At 36.5% G+C, this 21153-nt stretch carries 14 protein-coding genes; 12 read left to right on the top strand and 2 right to left on the bottom strand.

What is annotated here, in order from left to right:
• The first annotated feature begins 60 nt into the window (after nt 1-60).
• The 9 genes from DET49_RS16545 to DET49_RS16505 all read left to right on the top strand — a co-directional run bounded on the left by DET49_RS16545 (nt 61) and on the right by DET49_RS16505 (nt 14429).
• Nucleotides 61-480, top strand: coding sequence for a hypothetical protein (locus tag DET49_RS16545; RefSeq protein WP_133549727.1), 420 nt, complete (start codon nt 61-63; stop codon nt 478-480).
• Nucleotides 477-4133: a DUF6079 family protein gene (locus DET49_RS16540; RefSeq protein ID WP_133549725.1), complete on the top strand. Its 3657-nt coding sequence runs from the start codon at nt 477-479 to the stop codon at nt 4131-4133. Before DET49_RS16545 ends, DET49_RS16540 begins: the two co-directional genes overlap by 4 nt.
• Nucleotides 4134-4138: 5 nt before the next feature.
• Complete coding sequence (locus DET49_RS16535; protein WP_133549723.1) at nt 4139-6769, top strand: DNA methyltransferase; 2631 nt, start codon at nt 4139-4141, stop codon at nt 6767-6769.
• A 76-nt stretch (nt 6770-6845) separates the two neighbouring features.
• Nucleotides 6846-7817: a type IV toxin-antitoxin system AbiEi family antitoxin gene (locus DET49_RS16530; protein ID WP_133549721.1), complete on the top strand. Its 972-nt coding sequence runs from the start codon at nt 6846-6848 to the stop codon at nt 7815-7817.
• Nucleotides 7792-8634, top strand: coding sequence for a hypothetical protein (locus DET49_RS16525; RefSeq protein WP_133549719.1), 843 nt, complete (start codon nt 7792-7794; stop codon nt 8632-8634). The genes DET49_RS16530 and DET49_RS16525 overlap by 26 nt, the downstream gene beginning before the upstream one ends.
• The gene (locus DET49_RS16520; protein ID WP_133549717.1) at nt 8631-11396 is read left to right on the top strand and encodes a DEAD/DEAH box helicase; all 2766 of its coding nucleotides are present in this window, start codon (nt 8631-8633) and stop codon (nt 11394-11396) included. Before DET49_RS16525 ends, DET49_RS16520 begins: the two co-directional genes overlap by 4 nt.
• A complete protein-coding gene (locus tag DET49_RS16515) occupies nt 11389-12834 on the top strand; it encodes a PglZ domain-containing protein (protein WP_133549715.1) in 1446 nt (481 codons plus the stop codon). Before DET49_RS16520 ends, DET49_RS16515 begins: the two co-directional genes overlap by 8 nt.
• A complete protein-coding gene (locus DET49_RS16510; protein WP_133549713.1) occupies nt 12834-13451 on the top strand; it encodes a hypothetical protein in 618 nt (205 codons plus the stop codon). Before DET49_RS16515 ends, DET49_RS16510 begins: the two co-directional genes overlap by 1 nt.
• A gap of 21 nt (nt 13452-13472) precedes the next feature.
• On the top strand, nt 13473-14429 hold the full coding sequence (locus DET49_RS16505) for a helix-turn-helix domain-containing protein (protein ID WP_133549711.1): 957 nt from the start codon (nt 13473-13475) through the stop codon (nt 14427-14429).
• 31 nt (nt 14430-14460) lie between these two features.
• On the opposite strand, the gene DET49_RS16500 is transcribed toward DET49_RS16505, so the two are convergent.
• A complete protein-coding gene (locus DET49_RS16500; RefSeq protein ID WP_133549709.1) occupies nt 14461-15669 on the bottom strand; it encodes a site-specific integrase in 1209 nt (402 codons plus the stop codon).
• Between the two features lie 400 nt (nt 15670-16069).
• Between DET49_RS16500 and DET49_RS18525 the strand changes: the two genes are divergently transcribed.
• On the top strand, nt 16070-16231 hold the full coding sequence (locus DET49_RS18525; protein WP_166636600.1) for a hypothetical protein: 162 nt from the start codon (nt 16070-16072) through the stop codon (nt 16229-16231).
• A 718-nt stretch (nt 16232-16949) separates the two neighbouring features.
• On the opposite strand, the gene DET49_RS16495 is transcribed toward DET49_RS18525, so the two are convergent.
• Complete coding sequence (locus DET49_RS16495) at nt 16950-17813, bottom strand: sugar phosphate isomerase/epimerase family protein (protein ID WP_133549707.1); 864 nt, start codon at nt 17811-17813, stop codon at nt 16950-16952.
• Between the two features lie 305 nt (nt 17814-18118).
• On the opposite strand from DET49_RS16495, the gene DET49_RS16490 reads away from it, so the two are divergent.
• Complete coding sequence (locus tag DET49_RS16490) at nt 18119-19834, top strand: GMC oxidoreductase (RefSeq protein ID WP_133549705.1); 1716 nt, start codon at nt 18119-18121, stop codon at nt 19832-19834.
• Nucleotides 19835-19868: 34 nt separating this feature from the next.
• The gene (locus tag DET49_RS16485; protein ID WP_133549703.1) at nt 19869-21098 is read left to right on the top strand and encodes a SusC/RagA family TonB-linked outer membrane protein; all 1230 of its coding nucleotides are present in this window, start codon (nt 19869-19871) and stop codon (nt 21096-21098) included.
• The last annotated feature ends 55 nt before the right edge of the window (nt 21099-21153 follow it).

Below are 21153 nucleotides of genomic sequence, written 5' to 3'. Positions count from 1 at the left end.
AAATCTTTAGATTTACGATCCCTACGAACAAGCATTACCCAAACCTAACCAACACTGCAAATGCCGGGTTCCATCCCAGATTTTTTAGATCAGAATCCCAGAAATAAAATTATTATTTCTAATAAGGAAATACTTGATTTCTCCTATTTGAATATAGGGGAAGAATTGGCAATGATCTTAAAGGATAAAAATCTTACGAGAAGACTACCTCTAATAGCGGAAACTGAAATTCAAAAGCTAATCGATAAAAATGTAATTTTGAAGCCCGCTTTAGGCAAACTGATAGCCATAAAAAATCCGGGTATATTACTGGAACCTGAGTTGAAATTTAGCTTCATATCATTTCTGGAAAATTTTTCCCGTGATACTTTAATTGTACTATGTTGGCCAGGGCAGATTAAAGGGAAAACGCTTTTTTACCTTTCAGAAAATAGGGGCATTAAAATCAATCTAGACCATCTAAGTTTATTAAAACTATGAAATATAAAGACATATTAAACTTTAATCCAATCACAGAGATTGTAAAGTTTAGCGAAACTGAAAAGAAAGATTACCAGCAAAATCTTGTAAAAACTTTTGTTTTCTCAAATGCCTTTCGCGATAATTTACTGCCTTTGATGATTCGGAACCTTGATTTCAAGCAATCTCAGGAAGCATTTGGCCTACAGGTGGTGGGTAATTACGGGACAGGTAAATCCCATATGATGTCATTGATTTCTTTGATTGCAGAAGACAGCGAACTGCTCGACTTGGTCACAGAAGAAAAACCTAAAAATGAACTGGAAAAAATTGCCGGTAAATTTAAGGTGCTTCGCTTTGAATTGGGAAATACGGAAAGCCTTTGGGAAGTGATAACCTATAAACTGGAAACCTACCTGGACGGTATTGGTGTTCCATTCTCTTTTGAAGGTCACGGCCCTATTACCTATGCCGAGAAGATCAAATTAATGATGGCCGAATTTGAGGAAAAATATCCCGACAAAGGCCTGATGGTGGTTATAGATGAAATGCTTTCTTATCTGAAAGGGAGAAGTACCGCCGACAAACTCAACCAGGATCTTCAGGTCCTTCAGGCTTTGGGCCAGGCTTGCGATGCTTCTCGTTTCAAGTTTATATTCGGTGTTCAGGAGTTAATTTATCATTCTCCAGAATTCCAGTTTGCCGCCGAAACCCTGCAAAAAGTAAACGACCGGTACAAAGGGATCATTATCACCAAAGAGGATGTTGCCTACATAGTAAAAAATCGATTATTGCAGAAAAATGAACATCAAAAGCAACATATCAAGCAACATCTTGATGGTTTTCTGCACCTATTTACCGACATGCACGCTCGCACGGGTGATTATATAGAACTGTTCCCTGTACATCCTACTTATTTTGAAAATTTCGAACGCATTAGAATTGGTAAAAGTCAACGGGAAATTTTAAAAACGCTTTCTAAACAATTCGAAGATTTACTAGAGGAAGAGATTCCAAAAGATAATCCCGGGATGCTCACCTACGATCGTTATTGGGAAGATATGACCCGTAGCCAGGATTTAATGGCAATCCCAGATGTTCGAAAGATCAAACAAGTTACCGATACCATTAAAGATAAAATTGACTCCTACTTTATTGGCGCCAGGGCTTCAAAAAAGCATATCGCAGAACGTATTTCCCACGCCTGTGCCATCAAAATCCTGCAACACGAATTGCATAAACAAAACGGCACCAATACAGAGGAAATGGTTGATGATCTCTGTCTTACCGATAAATTGGCCGATGACCGGGAGTTTCTTTTGGATATTATGAATTCTACAGCAAAACATATCATCTCGGCGACTTCAGGCCAGTACTTTGACCAGGACGTGAATAATGGCGAGTTTCATTTAAGAATTGAAGGCGGTATTAATTTTGATCAGAAGATCAAGGATTACGCCGGCTCAATGAATGAGGATCAGAAAGATGAATATTTTTTCAGATTCCTGGAGAACAACCTACCTATGGAAAATAGCACTTATCGCACAGGATTTAAAATCTGGGAACACACGCTGGAATGGAAATCCCATAAGACCTTTAGGGAAGGTTACATTTTCTTCGGAAATCCGAATGAGCGGACGACTACAGAGCCTATCCAGCATTTCTACATGTATTTTATGCCCATTTTTGATGATTCCAGAAAAAAGAGGAATCATAAGAATGATGAGGTGTATTTTATATTGGATAAGCTTTCAGAGGAATTTAAAGAAGCGGTAAGCTTCTATGGTGCAGCCATCGCCCTGGAGGCCCGGGCCGACTCATCTCAGAAGACTATCTACAATCAAAAAATTAAGGAACTCAATAAAAAAGCCCGGGACATTTTTAATGAAGAATATCTTCGTATTACCCAGGTAGAATATCGTGGAAATCAATTACCTCTTAACGGCTACCAGCTCCCGGGAAGTGGAGCAACCAAAGAGCAAATTTTTTCTGAAGTCGCTTCTCAGGTATTGGAGAAATGGTTTGAAGAAGAACTGCCGGACTATCCTGATTTTTCCCAACTAAATACTCCGGTTACAAAAGATAATTTCGTAAGAATGGTCAAGCAAGGCCTGGGGAAAATTATAAATCCAAACCAGGCTAACCGGGATGGGGAAGGTATGCTGGCAGGTTTAGGCGTTTGGGTGCCGGGCCGTCTTGATTATACTCACTCTCCCTATGCCAGGAACATTCTTAATAAGCTTAAAGAACGGGATGGTAAAGTAATAAATCGCGATGAAATTCTGGAATGTCGCCACGCGCCAACTCAACTATGGGTGAGCTCCGACTTTAAGATTGAAGCCGAACTGGAATTCTTAGTCCTTGCTGCCCTGGCTGCACTGGGGGAAATTGAAATTAGCTTTAATTCCGGTTTAAATATCAATTCCACTAATTTGCCGGAATTACTTAACCTTAGTCCGAATGAGTATTTTAATTTCTCCAGTATAAGACCTCCTAAAGGAGTTAATGAAGCTGCACTTAGGGAAATGTTTGTAGGCTTATTAGGTCGAGATCTAAGCAAACAATTAAAAGATCCCGAGACCTATACTAAATTGGTTGCGTCTGCTAACGATTGGGCCCAGAAAACTCAAAAGATTATTTATAGGATTCGCGGTGGTGTTAAGTTTTCAGCGGTAGAAATTATCTCTGAAGCCGATGCCAAAGATTATGAAAATGATTTCCTGGCCTTTTCCCGCTTCTGTGATAAACTGGCTACTTATACTTCTGAAGCGCGTATTAAAAATTTCCCCTATTCGGTAGAGGAGGTGAAGAAGCAAATGCAGGTAAAGCCGGAGGTTGAAAAAGTAGAACAGCAGCTCCAGGAAAAAGAAGAATATAAAGGAATACTTAACTACCTTCAACAGGCCAAAGCTTATATCGCGGATGATGATTTGCGGCAGCGATTCACAAAGGCTATAAATGAACTTCCTGAAATTCTTTCATCCGGGAACGTGCAGAAGATCAAGGCGCACAAACATCATTTGGAAACATTGCGTAAGGAGTACGCTCACTATTATCAACATTTTTACCTGAAATATCGCATCTCTGAGGCCGATAATACACAAAAGGACATCCTGCAGGATTCAGAAGAGAAATTTATCTGTGATGAACTCCAAACCGCAGAGTTCCTCCCTACCGCCGAGTATCTTGCATGGAAGGAAGATCTTAACCGTTTAAAAGCAGCCGATCCTGAAGTTACCTTAGATTTAATTCTTACTGCGCCCTTTCACGACTTTAACCCGATAGCGTATCTCGATAAGGAACCAAAGAGTATTAAGGAACTGAAAAAGCAACTACAGGAAATCACGGAGCATTTTCAACTAATGCTAAGAGAAACCCTGGAAGATCCTATGTTGGTTAAAAATCTTTCTTTGTTAAAAGAAGGCGATAAAAAATTATTGCAGGATTTTAAAGCAGGAAATACAGAGCTAAAAAAAGCTAATGTACGGAGTATTAAAACCGCGATTGCAGAACTACAAAGAGGCCTTAATAAAGTTGAACTTTCCCCGGAAAGCCTTAAAACTACTTTTAATAAACCTTTGAAACCTGATGAAGCTATTGAGGCTTTTAAAGCCTATATAGATGAAGTGACCAAAGGAAAAGACCGCGAGACGATTAGAATTATTTTAAAGTAAGGAAAATGGAAAACCAGGAGATACAAGAAGAAACGATCACTGTATTAGGAAAAACTTTTTCCAGCGAAGAAGAAAGAAGGGAATATTTCAGGGAAGAACTGCGGAAAAAACTACCTGAGCTTAAGAAGATGGAAGGTTTTCCTATTGGAGAAGACGAGGATATCCTGAACCTCTCCGACCCACCGTATTATACAGCCTGTCCCAATCCCTGGCTGAATGATTTTATTGAGCAATGGGAGGAAGAAAAGCTGGAACTGGAAAAAAAAGGAAGAAGAGGGGCAGACTCAAATTTGGTTTTACCCTTTTCCGAAAATATTATTGAATCTGTTAACAATGACATTTATAGATCTCACTCTTATCATACCAAAGTTCCTCATCCTGCTATTTGTAGGCTCTATTTTCATTTTACAAGGCCTGGAGATATAGTTATTGATACCTTTGCTGGAACTGGAATGGCAGGTGTCGCAGCAAGGAAATGTGATGGAAATGATCACGAATTAAAAAATAGATTTATTCACGAGTTCGGGGTCAAGGAAGAAAATATAGGAAAGAGAAAGGCAATTCTTAATGATTTGGCTCCATTAGCATTTCATATTTCTAAAATTTTTAATTCAAATTTTGATGTAAATGAAATTAGAAAGAAATATAAAATTTTTCAGAAAGATTTAGAAGAAAAGGTTGGCTATTTATTCAACACTCAAAATGCATCAAAAGATTACCAAATAAATTATCAGGTTTGGAGTGAAGTGCTTCTTTGTTATTCATGTGGTGAAGAACTAAATTTTCATAATCTTACTTCTGATTATGTGAACAAAAATTTCACTGATATTATAGTTTGTCCTAAATGTGGAACAAGTCAAAAAAGGACTGAAGCTAATCCTGTAAAAGAGACGACTTTTGATCAATATCTTAATGAGCCAATAGAACAGGTTAAGTATGTGCCTGTTCATATTAATTTCTCTGTAGACAAAAAAAGAAAAATAAAAACTCCTGATAAACAAGATCTAAAACATTCTAATAATGATTTTGACAGTCAACTGAAGGATTTGTTTCCTGCGGTGAAACTAGAAAAAGGAGATAAATCTAGTGATCCATATAGAGTAGGAGTAAAGTATATTCATCAATTTTATTCTCCTCGAATAAGAAGTTTTCTGAAAATTTATTTTGATTTAGTAAAACAACAAAAATTAACTGACCAAAATTTCTTTCTGTTTCTTCTTACATCTATATTACCAAAATTAACCCGTATGAATAGGTATATGCCGAAACATGGGAGTAGAGCCCTTGTAGGTCCTATGGCCAATACCTTGTATATCCCACCTATGTATGTAGAAAATAACCCACTAAGACAATTAGAATTTCAATCAAAGAAGATTTTTAAGGCTTTTGTAAATAATCATTCTTTAAACGCTTCACAAATAGGATCCGCTACGCATCTTTCTAATTTAAAACCATCTAGTATAGATTATATATTTATTGATCCGCCATTTGGTGCTAATATTATGTATTCAGAATTGAATCAGTTAACTGAAAGTTGGTTGGGTTTAAGAACTAATAACGATAAAGAAGCAATTGAGAATAAAACTCAAATGAAATCTAAGTTCGATTATCAGAATCTTATGATTACTTCTTTTTCCGAATTATTTAGAGTGTTAAAGCCTGGCAAATATATGACCTTACAATTTTCCAATACAAGTGCTGCGATCTGGAATACAATTCAAAACGCTTTGAATAGATCTGGTTTTATCGTCTCTAATATTATTACTAATAATAATGAGAGAGGTGGACTACATGCTATGATAGGTCCTACAGCTGTGAAACAGAATTTGATAATTAATTGTTTCAAGCCTGAAGGAGAATTTGGAAAGGACTCAGCAAATACTGAGAACATTTCTATTCTTGAATTGACAGAACAACTTTTGGAGCACCTTCCAGTTACAATTATTCGCAAAAATTCAAGAATGAATATTCTGGAAAGGTCGTCAAAGTTGATTTATGATAAAATATTGAAACATTATTTAGTATTTAATTTGCCAGTACCGTTAGATTCTATTGCTTTTAGAAATTTTCTTAATAAAAATTTTGCAGAGCGAGACGGGATGTTCTTTACCCAGGAACAGGTACAGCAATATGATAAGAAGAAGGCGGAGGTGCCAGATTTTGTTCAGCTTTCTATTTTAGTATCATCAGAGCAGGATGGAGTTTTATGGCTTAAAAACCTACTCCAGGAGAAAGAACAAACTTATCAGGATATTCATCCCCAATGGATGCAGGCTCTTGCTGGGGTAAGAAAAGGAGATATTATTCCTGAGCTTAGTGCTATTTTGGAAGAAAATTTTCTTAAAAATGCTAACGGTAAATGGTATGTGCCAGACCCTGAGAATGAAGCAGATTTAGAAAAATTAAGAAACAAACGCCTGCTTCGCCAGTTTGAGGAATATAAAAAGGAGGCACTTAAACCTAAAGGGAAAATTAAAGAAGCGAGGGTAGAAGCATTACGTGCAGGTTTTAAACAAAGCTATCAGGATAAAGATTTTAAAACCATAGTTACCGTAGGAGATAAAATTCCAAATCAGCTGCTTATGGAAGATGAGGTCCTATTACAATTCTATGATATCGCTTCTTCAAGAGTATAAAATAGGATGGGATTTGTATATTTGTTCATAAATTTACGATGTTCACGAATCGTGAACAAAGAAAAAACGTGAACAAATGGAAACAGAGATCGTTTATAATGCGTTGAGCAATTTAGAAAGACCAGGGCACATCTATGCGAAATTAGAAGAATCTCATACTCTAGATGGAGACCTTCTTTTCCATTTTCCCTTCAGCAAGGAGACTTTAAGGATGGTTTTTGAAATTAAAAAAGAATTACGCCAGCATCAAATTCCCCAGCTATTGGAAAGAAAGCAGCAGTATGGAAATTTTATACTGGTAGCGGAAAAGCTGCATCCGGCTATAAAAAAACGCTTGCAGAAAGAGGGAATAGCCTACCTGGAGGAAAACGGAAGTGTTTTTATAAATTATGAAAACAATTATGTCTTTATAGAATCCAAAAAGTCAATTAAAAATAAAAAGTATTCTGGTAAAAAGGCCTTCACCAAAACCGGATTAAAACTGGTTTTCAGTTTTTTAATTGATCCTGAGTTAGTAAATGCAAGGCAAAGAATCATAGCAGAAAAAAGTGGCGTAAGTCTGGGCACCGTGCCTAAAGTGATTAAAACCTTAAAAGAGGAAGGCTATTTAATCGCTCACAAAAACAATTATCTCTGGGAAGATCGTAAGGCTTTATTAGATCGCTGGATTAATGATTACGAACAACAACTGAAACCTAAATTATTCCGGGCGCGTTATGAACTTCGGGAAGATTGGAAAAATCTCAAATTAAATAAGGGAGAAACTCATTGGGGAGGAGAGCCTGCAGGTGATTTACTTACCGGTTACTTAAGGCCGGAAGAATTCATATTGTATAGCAACGAGTCTCCGGTAAACCTGATGAAAAATTATAGCCTTAGACCTAATGCTGAAGGAGAATTATTTGTTTATGAAAAATTCTGGAAGGGAGATTTTGGTCCTGTTGCCCCTCCTTTCCTGGTCTATGCCGATCTAATTCTAAAAGAAGACAAACGTTGCCGGGAAACCGCACAAAAGATTTTTGATGAGTACATCCAACCAGTCCTATAAAGAACTTGCTATTCCTTATTTTAAGGAGGTTTTTGAAATTATCGATGAGATAATGCAAAAGAATAAGATCCCTTATTACTTAATCGGCGTTAATGCCATTGCGCTGGAATTATTAAAAGAGGGCATTAAACCCAGCCGGGGTACCAAGGATATCGATTTTGCGGTTATGATTTCTTCTGGTGAGGATTATAAAAAAATCACCAAAGACCTGGAGGAGAAAAATTTTACAAAAGTAAAAGCTCCCTGGACCTTTTATAATAAAGCTTTTAATGCTGTAATAGATGTGCTTCCCTTTGGAGAAATTGAGCAGGAATTCACCCAGAATTTTGATAAACGCCAAATAGATCTTCACGTTGTTGGCCTTAAGGAAGTATTGGAAGATTCGCGGGAGGTGTATATAGACAAAAAATTAGTGCAAATTCCTCCGCTCCCGGGAATGATTATTTTAAAACTGGTAGCCTGGAGTGACAGGCCTGAAGACCGGGGCCAGGACCCGGGGGATATCTTAAAGATAATTAAGCATTACTTTGATTATAATTTTGATGAAATTCTGGAAGAACATAATGATGTTTTTCCTGAAGGGGAATTAAATAAAACAGGAAAGTTAAAAATAGCTGCTCGTGTCCTGGGGAGAAATGCCCGCAAGTATCTTAATGCTTCAGAAAGGCTGGAGAGAAGAGTTCTGGAAATCCTTGAAGAACATACTTCTTCCGCTGCCTCTTCCGATTTTTTAAAGAAGTGGGCTAGCCAGGAAGCTTGGGATCTTGATCTGGCTCAGGAAATCCTAGTTGAATTTAAAACAGGAATTACAGAATGAAGTATCAGGGAAAACCGGTTGAAGTAATTAGTACTAAAAAAGTTTTCGGTCAGGACCTCGCCTGGATCAAAATGCTTGAGGATGGCAGCTTTAAGGAAATTGCCATAGACGATTTGGAAAAACCTCATTCAAATTATTCTCTTCCATACTTAGAGTTCATCGCCCTGGGAGCAAAAATTAGAGATGAGATAGCTAAAAAGCATCTCCTGGCTCCTTATGAAAGTAGTCTTATACCACTTCCGCATCAGGTGCTGGTCCTGGAAAAAGTAATGCAATCTCCACATAATCGGTTTTTACTAGCTGATGAAGTGGGGATGGGGAAAACTATAGAAACCGGACTTATTCTTAAGGAATTAAAACTTAGAGAAGAAATAAAAAGAATTTTGGTAATTACTCCAAAATCTTCAATTCTGCAATGGCAGAGTGAGTTAAAGGAACATTTTAATGAGTTATTCCATATATATGATTCCGAAACCATAAGCTCTTACGCCAGAACATTCGCAAATATTTCTGCAGACCAGGAACTGAATTTTTGGGAACAACATAACCAGATTATAGTTTCTACCGATGCCCTTAAACCTTTGGAAACAAGACAAGGCTGGTCTCAGGAGCGGGTAGATGAATATAATAAATATCGTTTGGAAGCGGTACTCAATGCAGACTTTGATCTGGTAATTATAGACGAGGCTCATAAAATGGGAGGCGCAAATCAAACGGTTTCCCGCTACCAGTTGGCCCAGGCATTATGTAATGCCGTGAGCAATGTATTATTACTTACCGCCACACCACACCGGGGGAAATCAGATCATTTTCGCCGTATCTTAAAACTCCTGGATCCAGATGCTTTTCAGGGAGAAGGCATCCCTTCTCTAAACGAACTGGAACCTTACGTAATTAGGACCGAAAAGAGATTAGCGGTGGATTATGAAGGTAAAAAGCTTTTTAATGAACGGCAAACAATAAAGCTGGATGTAATTTTAGACCAGGTATCTCATAGAAATCAAATAGCCTTATATGACGCTGTCACCAATTATGTAAGGAAAGGATTCAAAACAGCACGACTTTCGAAAAACAAGGCTACAGGTTTGATAATGGTGCTTTTCCAACGCCTGGTGAGTAGCTCTACAGCAGCCATCCTATCGGCTATGCAAGGCAGACTAAATCGCTTGCAAACCGGAGATTTGGATAATGAGGATTATGTATCAGAATACGATGAGAATGTTCAAAATTATAGCGATTTAATTGAATTTGATCATCTTCATGCTTCTATTGAAGAAGGTATAGAGGACGAGGAAAGTATCCTCCAGGACTTAATAGAGCAGGCAAAGGATTGTCTTAACAGTGAAACAGATGCCAAGGCTGAAGCTTTAATCAGAAAATATAAAGAACTGCGCCGGGAATATGGGGATGAGCAATTAAAAATTCTGGTTTTCACAGAATTCCGTACAACACAGGGGATGTTGCAAAAGGTGTTTGAAAGACAAGGTTTCAGCTGCGAGGTAATTAATGGAAGTCAGGATATAGAAACTCGTAAAAAGGCACTTGTAAACTTTAAAGAAAATGCACAAATTCTTGTTGCAACAGATGCCGCCGGTGAATCTCTTAATATGCAATTTTGCCATATAGTTTTTAATTATGATCTTCCCTGGAATCCTATGATGATTGAGCAGCGCATAGGTCGGGTAGACCGAATTGGGCAAAAGAACAGAGTGAGAGCTTATAATATGCTTTCCAATAATACAGTAGATCAACGGGTATATGAGGTTATAGAAGAAAAACTGAGCACAATTCTTAATCAACTGGGAATAGACAAAACCTCAGATGTTCTGGATTCAGCTATAGATCCAAAGAATGTGAATACTCTTTACCTGCAAAGTCTCCTTGATCCGGAAAAGTTTGATTTTTTTGGGGATAAATGGCTTAATGAAATTAGAGCCAAGCTAAAAGATTACCAAAGCACAGAAGGAATACTTCCAGAAGTGAAAGAAGAAGAAATTGAATATAAGAAAGCTTCTGAAATTAAAAACAGCCCTTTACCTCTGTGGTTGGAAAAGCTGGTGAAAATTTATTCTGAAATCAATGGGGAGCCTCCGGAAAAGATTCAGGAATCAACTTATCAGATACAAACTAATTCAGGAAAATTTAAATTCACTTTTGAGGCAGAAAAAGCTATGGCACATCCTGGTCTGGAACATATTACGCTGCAACATTCCTGGGTGAAAAAGATTCTCAACGAACTTGGTGAATTTAATACAGAGAGAGGTCTACCCGTAATCTCATCTAATGAAGATTATGACACTCCAGGAATATGGAGCCTATGGGAAGTAACAGCTCAAAATCATTTTGAGAAAAAAACCACCTATCAGGCATTTTTCCTAACCGATAATGGAAAGCAATATACTGCATATGCTAATGATGTTTGGCAGAGACTAATCACTTCAGAACATACTTTTAAATATAAAACCACAAAAACTGAAATTGACTTTCAGAAACTTGAACAGGACCTGGAAGAATACCTTTTTTCAGTATTCAAAAACCTTGAAACAGAGTTAGTTTCTAGGCTACGAAATAAACGTGAAAATAAGTTGAGATCTTTCGCTTTCCGGCAATCCCGGATTGAAAAAATAGGAATTGAAAATATTAAGGAATCTAAGTTGAAAAAGTTGGGAAAAGAAAAGGATGAATGGACAAATGAATTCAAACTATACCAACGCAACTTGCCTAAAATTAAACACTTAATAAGCCTGCGTATTGATGCCTGAATCCCTAATTAAACATATCGTAAAAGACCTAAAAAACCAGGGTTCCAGGATGCTTATTATAAAAGATCCTGATGAATTCCTTAGTCGCCCGCAAGTGCAGCAAGATTTAAAGAAAGAAAATATTCTGATAATAATTCCACCTGTTATTAATCAACGTATCTATTTTGAATTAAGAAATAGTGAATATGAAGATGCCTATTTGGTGTTCATCCAGGAAGAAAATCAGGAATATCTCGAAGATATGCTTGATACTTCGGGTACCTACAATTTTAATATTCAGCATTATTTATATGGATACCATTCCTCAGTATTAAAAATGGAAACTATCGATATTTTAGAAAGTTTATATCCTTCAAAAAATATTAATCCGCTTAGTCAGAAAGAAACAAAAAAGCATATTGACAAAATCAAAACTGAACTTGGATACTCCCTGGATGATTTAAATATTTTTAAAAATAGATGGTTCAGTCTCAAATCGGTAAATAATATCGATTGGATGTCTGTCATCAGGTTAGTCTCAGAAAATATTCAACAGGGAATTAATTCAAAATTTCATAAAGAAATCACTGTAATAATTGAGGAAATAAATGAATCTTTTCAGGGGTATTTATCCTCAAATTTCAAGAACCTAATTACTTCCAATGCGCTTAAGCAACCAAAGATTGTATCAAAAATTCAAGAACATTTAAGTCACTTTAAACGGGAACAAAAATTAGCTTTAATAGTTATAGACGGCTTAAGTTTTTGGCAGTATTTGATGTTGAAAGATAAATTTCACTCCGGGTTTAATATTAAAGAGAATTTTACGCATTCCTGGGTACCATCAGTAACCGAACTTTCTCGACAGGCTATTTTTAAAGGCAGTGCTCCCGACTTCGATTATGTTCAAAACCCGCGTAATGAAGAAAAACTTTGGAGAAGCTATTGGCAGACTAAAGGCTTTTTTGATTATGAAATTGGCTATGATTATAACACTTTAAAGCAAACAAATGTTGCCCGCCTTGCAATTGTTCTGAAGGATTTGGATGAAAAAATGCACGGTTCCGAAGATTACAAGGATTTGATAGGCCTCACCAATAATTGGATCGAAAGAAGTAAGATGATTCCAATGTTAGAAAAACTTCTACAAGCTAATTATCAGGTTTTTTTAACTACAGATCACGGAAATATCCAGGCTAAAGGATGGCGTAGTTTAAACGGAAAAGAAAAATTAGGTGCTCATAATTCCAGAAGTCAAAGGCATCTGAATTATTCCGAAAATTGGATTGCAGAAAGTTTCCTTAAACAAAATCCAGATCTTGGACAATATATTGCTCAGGACGATAATACCATTTATTTTAAAAATAACTACAGTTTCTCTTCCAAAGAACGACTAATTACACACGGTGGAAGTCATATTCTGGAAGTGCTTATACCTTTTGTAAAGATTACTAAATAATGGACAGAAAACCCATAATAATAAATCAGCGTCTCCCATTACATACTTTGGAGGTGGCATTAATTAGTTTTCTGAATAATAATTACTCCCGTGAATATATTCAGGAACAATTGGCATTGGAATTTTCTGGAGATAATAGAATTAAAAAAGCTTCCACGCTTTTAGCTAAAATTATTCCGAATAATCCATTAAAAAGTGAACTCCTGGAACATAAGGAAGAAGTACTGAATGCCATCAAGAAAAAAGATGATCGGAATGTAATACTAATTGCGCTGGTAAATGCTGCGCTCCCATTTGCCTTTGATGTTCTGGCCACCTTCGGTAAATATTTTTCGGTTCAGGACATTATTAGTACTGAGGCTATTAAGAAAACTATTTCATCGATTTATGGTGGTAATAGATCTATGGAAAATGGACTTTACGCTGTTGTGCCTATGTTTGTGGAAGCTAATTTCTTCACCAGAGAGAAACCAGGAATTTATAAATTCGAAAAGCCATTCAGGCCTCAATTACCAATTAGTAGGATTCTGTATCAGGAAAGCTTTCGCATTAATAAAAACACCATAAAATCAGCCGAGATGGATCAAAATGACCCTTATTTTTATTTCCTCCATTGATTAAATAAACTCCAGTTTTATATGCCCCATATTCCAATTATTATTAGTGCTATTGATAATTTCCTTGAAATTAATAGCAAAATGTCTACAACCCCACCAGAAGTAGCTGAATATTTAGATAAAAAAGGGATTTTAGATGATAACCCGGCAAGCCGGGGTAAACCTTTACGAAATTTACTCAGGACTGGAAAGATTCCCCACGCATATCAAAACGGTTCACGATGGGTAATTCCACATTCCGGGAAATGGCAAAATTTAAAGCCACTGAAATCTGTAAAAAAGGAACAACCATTTCAGCCAAAGCTTAAAAATTCAGGTAATCATAAACTCGAAACTTTGGCAAAATGGCTATGCCTTTATCTGGAACAAAACTTTAAAAAGAAACCAGATTACTTTCTGGAACATAAACCGAACTGGTTATTGTCCTATCCGTCTCAGGAGATATTAAAGGAGTACCCGGTTTTAAATGAACTGTATTCCGATTTGGTTGATAAAAAGTATAACCTGGAGGACCAGCTGCAAAAGATATCTTCTGCAGCAGGAAACAGAAAACAATCTTACGACATCTGGATTGGAGAACCTTTCAATTTTGCAGTGGAATTTGATGAGAAACAACACTTCAATCAATATCGGTATTTTTGTTTGCACCATTATAAAAACATAGGAACAAATTTTCCACTCAGTTATTATAAAACATTAAATAAAGCAAGTAAAATTCAACCTGGTAAATCGGGATTCACTAAACTAAAAAGCAATGATCCATTATTCCCTGAAATGATTCCCGGGGAAGCCCAGGATAATCGAATCAGGCAAAGAGCCTTTAGAGATTATCTAAAGGATGTTTTGCCATTGGCCAATTGTCAAAATCCAACTTTAAGAATTCCATATCAGATTACTAATGGAAAGATCAAAGATTTTGGTTCAGCAGAATTTCAGAGACTGAGAGAATATCTTGATCTAATTAACTTAAAATTCTAGTTCTAATTCCAGGTGTTTTTGAAGAACTCGATTACAATAATACTTCCAGAGCTTTATCCACAACCTGAGTATCTAATTCTTTTAAATATGCTTGGGTTACAGTTAGGTTTTGGTGCCCTAACGATTCGCTAATCACATCAGTAGCCACTCCTTTTTGTTTTAGGCAATTAGCAAAACTATGCCGAGCCACATAACTGCTAACATTTTTCGTAATCTCACAAATCGTAGCTAATTCCTTTAGATTCTTATTGTAAATCCCTAGCATTTTATGTTTTCGATCTGCAAGCTGGGTAGGAGTGTAGTTTTCACGATACAATAATGGGAATACATATTTATTTCCATACCCATTAATCCCGTAATAGTCAAGGATTTCTCTTACAGGGGGCATTATGGCAATTGAGAAATTGCCTTTGGTTTTTGCCCTGGTGTAATAGATAACATTTTTTTCTACATCTTTCCATTCCAGGCCCATCATGTCGGCAAAGTTCATTCCTCTGGTATAGAAACTAAAAACAAAGTAATTTCTGGTATCAACTAAATGCGGATGATTACTCAAATCTACATTAACAATGCGCATTATTTCTTCAAAATCCAGGGCACGTTTAAAACCTTTGCCTCTCAAGCCTGAAATTTTATATTTCTTAAAGGGGTATAAACTTTCTTTCACAATACCGCGTTCTATGGCTTTGTTGAACAATGCCCTTATGGCTCTCATCTTTACGCCAACCCCTCCGTCGGTTCCACCTCTTGACCTTAAGAAAGCATCATATTTACTTAAAAAAGTAGAGTTAACTTCCCGAAAACTAAGTTTTTTGCTCTTATGAAAAATTTGTACCGATGTTTTAGTGTCTTTATAGGACTTTGCGTTTCCTACACGACCGGCGTAAGTCATTTCCTCTACTATTTCATCAAAAAAGGCAAAGACATCATTTTTAACTGGATTGAAGGTAACTCTATAAAGCTTATCAAAATCTTCAAGTGTATAATCGGGGTTTTGAATTTCAATTTCCGATGCTACCTGGTAAGCCCGATCCTTAATTTTTACCAGTAACCGATTATACTGAAAATGATTTTTCAGCTTTTTGTTAAAGGTTCCTGTTGAAGGTGACCATTCGGAAATCTCTGAACTAAATGGGGTTTTATAATATTTAGTTTGCCGATCTTTGGTAACACGCAAGAAGATTGGGTACAACCCATCGGTTAATTTCTTTGTTCTCTGTACAATTTTTATAGTAATCATGCGGCTTAAATTGGGTACAACATAGGTACAACAAATGGGCAAATAAAGGTAAATATTGTAAAACTAAATGACAAGGAAAAAGTTATAAAATATTGGTTATCAATACATAAGAAGCTAAATGAAATTATCTGAAACACCATTTTCGCGGCTGTTAATCAGAGGGTCCTTGGTTCGAGCCCAAGAGGGGGAGCTTAGTAAAGACAAGCCATTCAAGAAATTGAATGGCTTTGTTTTTTTTGGTGGGTACAAAATAGGGAGGTACAACACGATTTTATTTCATTATTATTTTTCTGAATGAAGCCTGATTGTGGAACTAGACAATTATATTGGTCCGGAAAACCTCTTAGCTTTTTTTAATGTGCCAACGATTGCGTTTTGTATGCAAGAGTACCTTCTAACTATGAACAAGGAAATCTTGCATTGTTATTTTCTTGTGGAATCCGTGGCTATAATTAAGTTTGACCAGAACCTTTCGGAATTTCTAACTTCTCTTCAAAATGCAGGTGTAGTGCATCTCCGTTGTTTGATGGCCAGTAAGATCCAAGTGGGGAATAAAATCTAAATTAGTTCTCTATATGTGCCCAACGATTACTATTTAGTAAAATAAAATTCTCAATTAGGTATATGCTAAATACTATTTTATTCATCAAGCTAGTAAATCCTTCCCCTTGTAATTCAAAGCTTGCCTTACCGTTTTTTACCGATACCGTTTTCACTAATTCATTAGAGCTTTCTATATTGTAAGGTAGGCATTAAGTTGGCTAAAGACTTCCGGAATCCCGCTTAGGCTTACTCCCCGGGTAGTACCTTTAATTTTACCTGTTCACCAGGTGAATGGCATAAGTATCTTTATCCTTGTCTTCCAGCGCTACTGGCGTAATAGCATCTTTATTGGTAGTTATGGGAAGTGCGAACAGACCTTTTGGAGTATTTTCTAATTGTTGAAGGTTAAAAAACCGCTACGTAGGGAACAGATTTTCTTCAACTTTCCCAAAAATTCCACAACCAGACATTGACGAATAATCATCAGTGAGTTGCCATTGTAAAATTGTTAGAGGCTGGGTTTTGTTTAAGATTTAAATAGACATCAATTTCATCCAGGGCATAGGTAGGTTCTTCCAATATCTGTGAATAAAATCTCCGGACAAGATGAATTGGTTTCTTACAAGAGTTTAATTTAAAGCAATGGTTATTTGCTAAAGTTTATTTGTTTTATTCAAAGTGATTTAGTTCTGCAATACCAAAATAATAAAAATCGAAAATCCCATTTATAAAGAAAATTAAAGAAGACGATTTATATAATTATAACTTTCCTTTAAACTTTTAAAATCTGGCATTTCAAAATTTTCCTGCTCTAGGATATAATGCTCTACACCAGAAATTTCTGCGCTTTTGAATATTTCGTCGTAATCAATACTTCCATTGCCAATTTCGGTATTCAGCTCCGGATCTTCTTTATCCATATCCTTTACATGCCATAATTTAAATCTTCCCGGATATCTTTTAAATAATGAAATAGGATTTATTCCTGCTCTAACCACCCAGTAAATATCCATTTCGAAAGTAACCAGGTCTTCATCTGTATTATTTAATAAAATGTCATATCCAGTAGTATTATCCATTTTTTCAAATTCAAATGCATGATTATGGTAGGCCAGGGTGATTCCTGCCGACTTGCATATTTCACCAGCTTGATTAAATTTTTCCGCAATGTTTAGGTAATCTGATTTGGATCCACGAAGATTTTCTGAAATACTTGGAATTATAATATACTCCTGATTGAGTTGATTTGCTACTGAAATTATTTCTTTGAAGTTATCAAAGTCACCTTTTATAAGTGAATTACCATCGTAATGGCCGCTAGGTGATGTCAGTTTATTCTTGGAGAGTTCTTCTTTTAACTCTGCAACGCTCAATCCCCAAAATTTTCCATCATTGTATCCATAAGTTTCTATCTCATTAAAACCAATATTGGCCAGCTTTTTCAAGATATCCCTGGGATTATCGGCAATTGTTTCTCTTAAAGAGTAAAGCTGAATACCTATAGGTAACTTTTCCTTAGTTGTGAAACTGAAACTTGGAGCGATCGAGCAGGCTACTAATGCCAATCCGGTTTGTTTAATAAAATTCCTTCTATGTACCATATTTATAATTTTCAGAATACAAATTTTTTATAAAGCTTAATAGATTAGGCTTTTAATTACTCAATTATCTAATCTAAATATAATTTATTATTAAATAATCAATATTAAAACTAAAAAATTCAATAATGACAGAATAATACAACAAAGTGATTAAATAGTATTATTAAGACTATCCTTCATAGTATAATTTAGTTCTTAATAATTTACTAAAAAAACCACGTTTAGATTTAATTAAAGTTAAAATTTTAAGCTTTGGTTTTCTTTCTTTTAAAAATAGACCCCAAATTTCCATAATTAAGAAATCAATGAACAAAAAAGACACTTATAAAACCTTTTCAGAAAAATTTGACGCAATCGTTATAGGCACTGGAATAACGGGTGGCTGGGCTGCAAAGGAATTGACAGAAGGAGGTCTTAAAACCCTTGTTTTGGAAAGGGGCAGAATGGTTGAGCATGTAAAGGATTATCCGACAATGCATGATGATCCCTGGGATTATAAATTTAAAGGCCAGGTTACAAGAGAGGAGCTTAAAAAGCAGGAAAAGCAGGCCAGAACAGGTTATACAATTAATGATGCCAGTAAACACTGGTTTGTAAACGATTTGAAACATCCCTATAATGAAAAGAAAAGATTCGACTGGATTAGGGGATATCATGTAGGAGGAAAATCCCTGATGTGGGCCAGGATGTCGTTCCGCTGGAGCGATTTAGATTTCGAGGCAAATAAGAATGACGGACATGGTGTAGACTGGCCTATAAGATATAACGATCTTAAGCCCTGGTATGAAAAAGTAGAAAAATTTGTAGGGATTAGCGGTAAAGCTGAAGGCTTGCCTCAATTACCCGATAGTATTTTTACCCCTGAAATGCCTCTGAATTGTGTGGAGGAAGAATTAAAGGATGGGGTAGCTTCAAATTTTTCAGATCGGCAAATTATCAATTCCAGAACGGCAAATTTAACCGACCCCGAAGGTAGGGAGGGGAGATCAAATTGCCAGTTTAGAAACCGTTGTATTAGGGGCTGCCCTTATGGTGCTTACTTTAGTAGTAATTCTTCGACATTACCTGCTGCAGTGAAAACTGGAAATATGACCCTACGACCAAATTCGATAGTTCATGAAATTGTTTATGATCAAGAACAGTCCAAAGCAACTGGGGTAAAAGTAATTGATGCTGAAACTGGAGAAAGAATAGAGTTTCAGGCAAATATTATTTTTTGCTGTGCAGGGGCTATACCTACCACTTCCATTTTAATGCAGTCAATCTCTGACAGATTCCCATCTGGTCTAGGGAATGATAGCGGGGAATTAGGCCATAACTTAATGGACCATCATTTCAAAGTAGGTGCTACCGGTATTTCAGATAATCATCAGGAAGATTATTATAAGGGACGAAAGCCTGCTGGTTTTTTTGTGCCAAGATTTCGAAATATTAATGAGAAAACTACTATGAAAGACTTTGTTCGGGGCTATGGTATGCAGGGGGGAGCGAGTAGATCAGATTGGACGCAGGCTATAGGTGAAATGTCATATGGCAAAGAGTTAAAAGAGGCAATAGTTAAACCTGGCGGATGGCAAATAGGAATCAATTGTTTTGGTGAATGTCTTCCTTATCATGAAAATAAAATGACACTGAATTATGAAAAGCTGGATGAATGGGGCTTACCAACAATAACTTTTGATTGTGAATACAAGGAGAACGAGAAAAAAATGAGGGAAGATGCAAAAGAGCAGGCTGTAGCCATGCTAAAAGCTTCCGGGTTTAAAGAGGTAAAAGGATACGAAGAAGAATGTTTTCCTGGTAATGGGATTCACGAAATGGGAACCGCCAGAATGGGTAGAGATCCCAAGACTTCTGTTTTAAACGGGAATAATCAGGTTCATAGTGTTCCTAATGTATTTGTCACAGATGGTGCATGTATGGCCTCATCAGCTTCACAAAATCCTTCTTTAACTTATATGGCTCTCACAGCCCGGGCGGCAAATTATGCGATAAAACAATTTAAAGAAGAAAAATTATAATTTTAAAATATTTTACTAACCAAAATAGATTAATATGAGGATACCATTATTTATGTTTATTGTGTTACTATTTCCAGTAACCATTTTTGCTCAAGAGGATGAAATCCTCGTAACGGGAGTGGTGATAGATACGGAAAGCGGAATGCCGGTCCCCAGTGCCAACGTTATTGAAAAGGGAACTTCAAATGGGGTGCTTACTAATTTTGACGGTGAATTCTCTATTGAAGTACCACCACAAGCTACCTTGGTTTTTAGTTATATTGGATATGCAAACAATGAAATTCAGGTAGATGGCCGAACAGAAATTGAGGTTTCCCTCGAGCCCAAAGCGGCTGCTTTGCAAGAAGTAGTTGTGGTAGGATATGGAACCCAGAGAAAAGTAGATCTTACTGGAGCCGTGTCTGTGGTTGATATGGAAAGTATGAATAGACAGCCTAGCCCTCAGGTTTCTGAGCAACTTCAAGGTCAGGCTTCTGGTGTTACAGTTACTAGTTCTGGACAACCCGGGGAACCACCTCAAGTTCGTATACGGGGAATAAATACATTCGGAGATAGTAGTCCACTTTATGTAGTAGATGGTGTGCCTGCTCAAGACATTAACTATTTAAATCCTAATGATATTGCCAGTATGCAAGTGCTTAAGGATGCCGGTTCAGCCTCTATATATGGAGCCCGTGCTGCAAATGGTGTGATTATTATTACCACCAAGAAAGGTACAGGAGATTTAGAAGTAAACTATAGTGGTTATTATGGAACTCAAATGGTGCCAGAGGGTAATGTATATGATATTCTTTCTCCTCAGGAACATGCTGACCTTAGATGGGCGGCAATGGAAAATACAAACCCGGGAGAACCCATTACCGACAGACAATACGGCTCTGGAGCAGAACCAACGCTACCTTATTATATACTACCAGGGGGCGCAAGCGAGGGAGAAGTTGATGAGTCTACTTATTATGTAGACCCATATTATACTGAATCTGGTGCAGTAAATGGGTTTAATCAGATTATACGAGCAAATCAACAAGGAACCAATTGGTTTCAGGAAATTTTTAGTAATGCCCCTATTATGAATCATAACATTTCTGTAAGCCAGGGTGGAGAAAAAGGTAATTTCCTTTTTTCTTTAAATTACATGGATCAGGAAGGTACTTTAATAAATACATTTTATGAAAGATATACAGCAAGGGTAAATAGCCAGTTTAATATTACTGATAATTTTAGCCCGAAAAATTCATGGGATATAAAGAAGAATTGGGCGTAAAGTGTTATATTTAAAGAGCTTGACGGTCTCTTTACTAACACTAAAACAGCCCAAT

Origin of the sequence: Salegentibacter sp. 24 (assembly GCF_004362395.1) — a bacterium.
Classification (GTDB): domain Bacteria; phylum Bacteroidota; class Bacteroidia; order Flavobacteriales; family Flavobacteriaceae; genus Salegentibacter.
Note: the sequence above shows the minus strand (reverse complement) of the source record. Positions and strands in the feature narration are given on the sequence as shown.

Coding starts and splice junctions, on each gene's coding strand:
- DET49_RS16545 (WP_133549727.1), top strand. CDS start 61: ATGCCGGGTTCCATCCCAGATTTTTTAGATCAGAATCCCAGAAATAAA.
- DET49_RS16540 (WP_133549725.1), top strand. CDS start 477: ATGAAATATAAAGACATATTAAACTTTAATCCAATCACAGAGATTGTA.
- DET49_RS16535 (WP_133549723.1), top strand. CDS start 4,139: ATGGAAAACCAGGAGATACAAGAAGAAACGATCACTGTATTAGGAAAA.
- DET49_RS16530 (WP_133549721.1), top strand. CDS start 6,846: ATGGAAACAGAGATCGTTTATAATGCGTTGAGCAATTTAGAAAGACCA.
- DET49_RS16525 (WP_133549719.1), top strand. CDS start 7,792: ATGAGTACATCCAACCAGTCCTATAAAGAACTTGCTATTCCTTATTTT.
- DET49_RS16520 (WP_133549717.1), top strand. CDS start 8,631: ATGAAGTATCAGGGAAAACCGGTTGAAGTAATTAGTACTAAAAAAGTT.
- DET49_RS16515 (WP_133549715.1), top strand. CDS start 11,389: ATGCCTGAATCCCTAATTAAACATATCGTAAAAGACCTAAAAAACCAG.
- DET49_RS16510 (WP_133549713.1), top strand. CDS start 12,834: ATGGACAGAAAACCCATAATAATAAATCAGCGTCTCCCATTACATACT.
- DET49_RS16505 (WP_133549711.1), top strand. CDS start 13,473: ATGCCCCATATTCCAATTATTATTAGTGCTATTGATAATTTCCTTGAA.
- DET49_RS16500 (WP_133549709.1), bottom strand. CDS start 15,669: ATGATTACTATAAAAATTGTACAGAGAACAAAGAAATTAACCGATGGG.
- DET49_RS18525 (WP_166636600.1), top strand. CDS start 16,070: ATGAACAAGGAAATCTTGCATTGTTATTTTCTTGTGGAATCCGTGGCT.
- DET49_RS16495 (WP_133549707.1), bottom strand. CDS start 17,813: ATGGTACATAGAAGGAATTTTATTAAACAAACCGGATTGGCATTAGTA.
- DET49_RS16490 (WP_133549705.1), top strand. CDS start 18,119: ATGAACAAAAAAGACACTTATAAAACCTTTTCAGAAAAATTTGACGCA.
- DET49_RS16485 (WP_133549703.1), top strand. CDS start 19,869: ATGAGGATACCATTATTTATGTTTATTGTGTTACTATTTCCAGTAACC.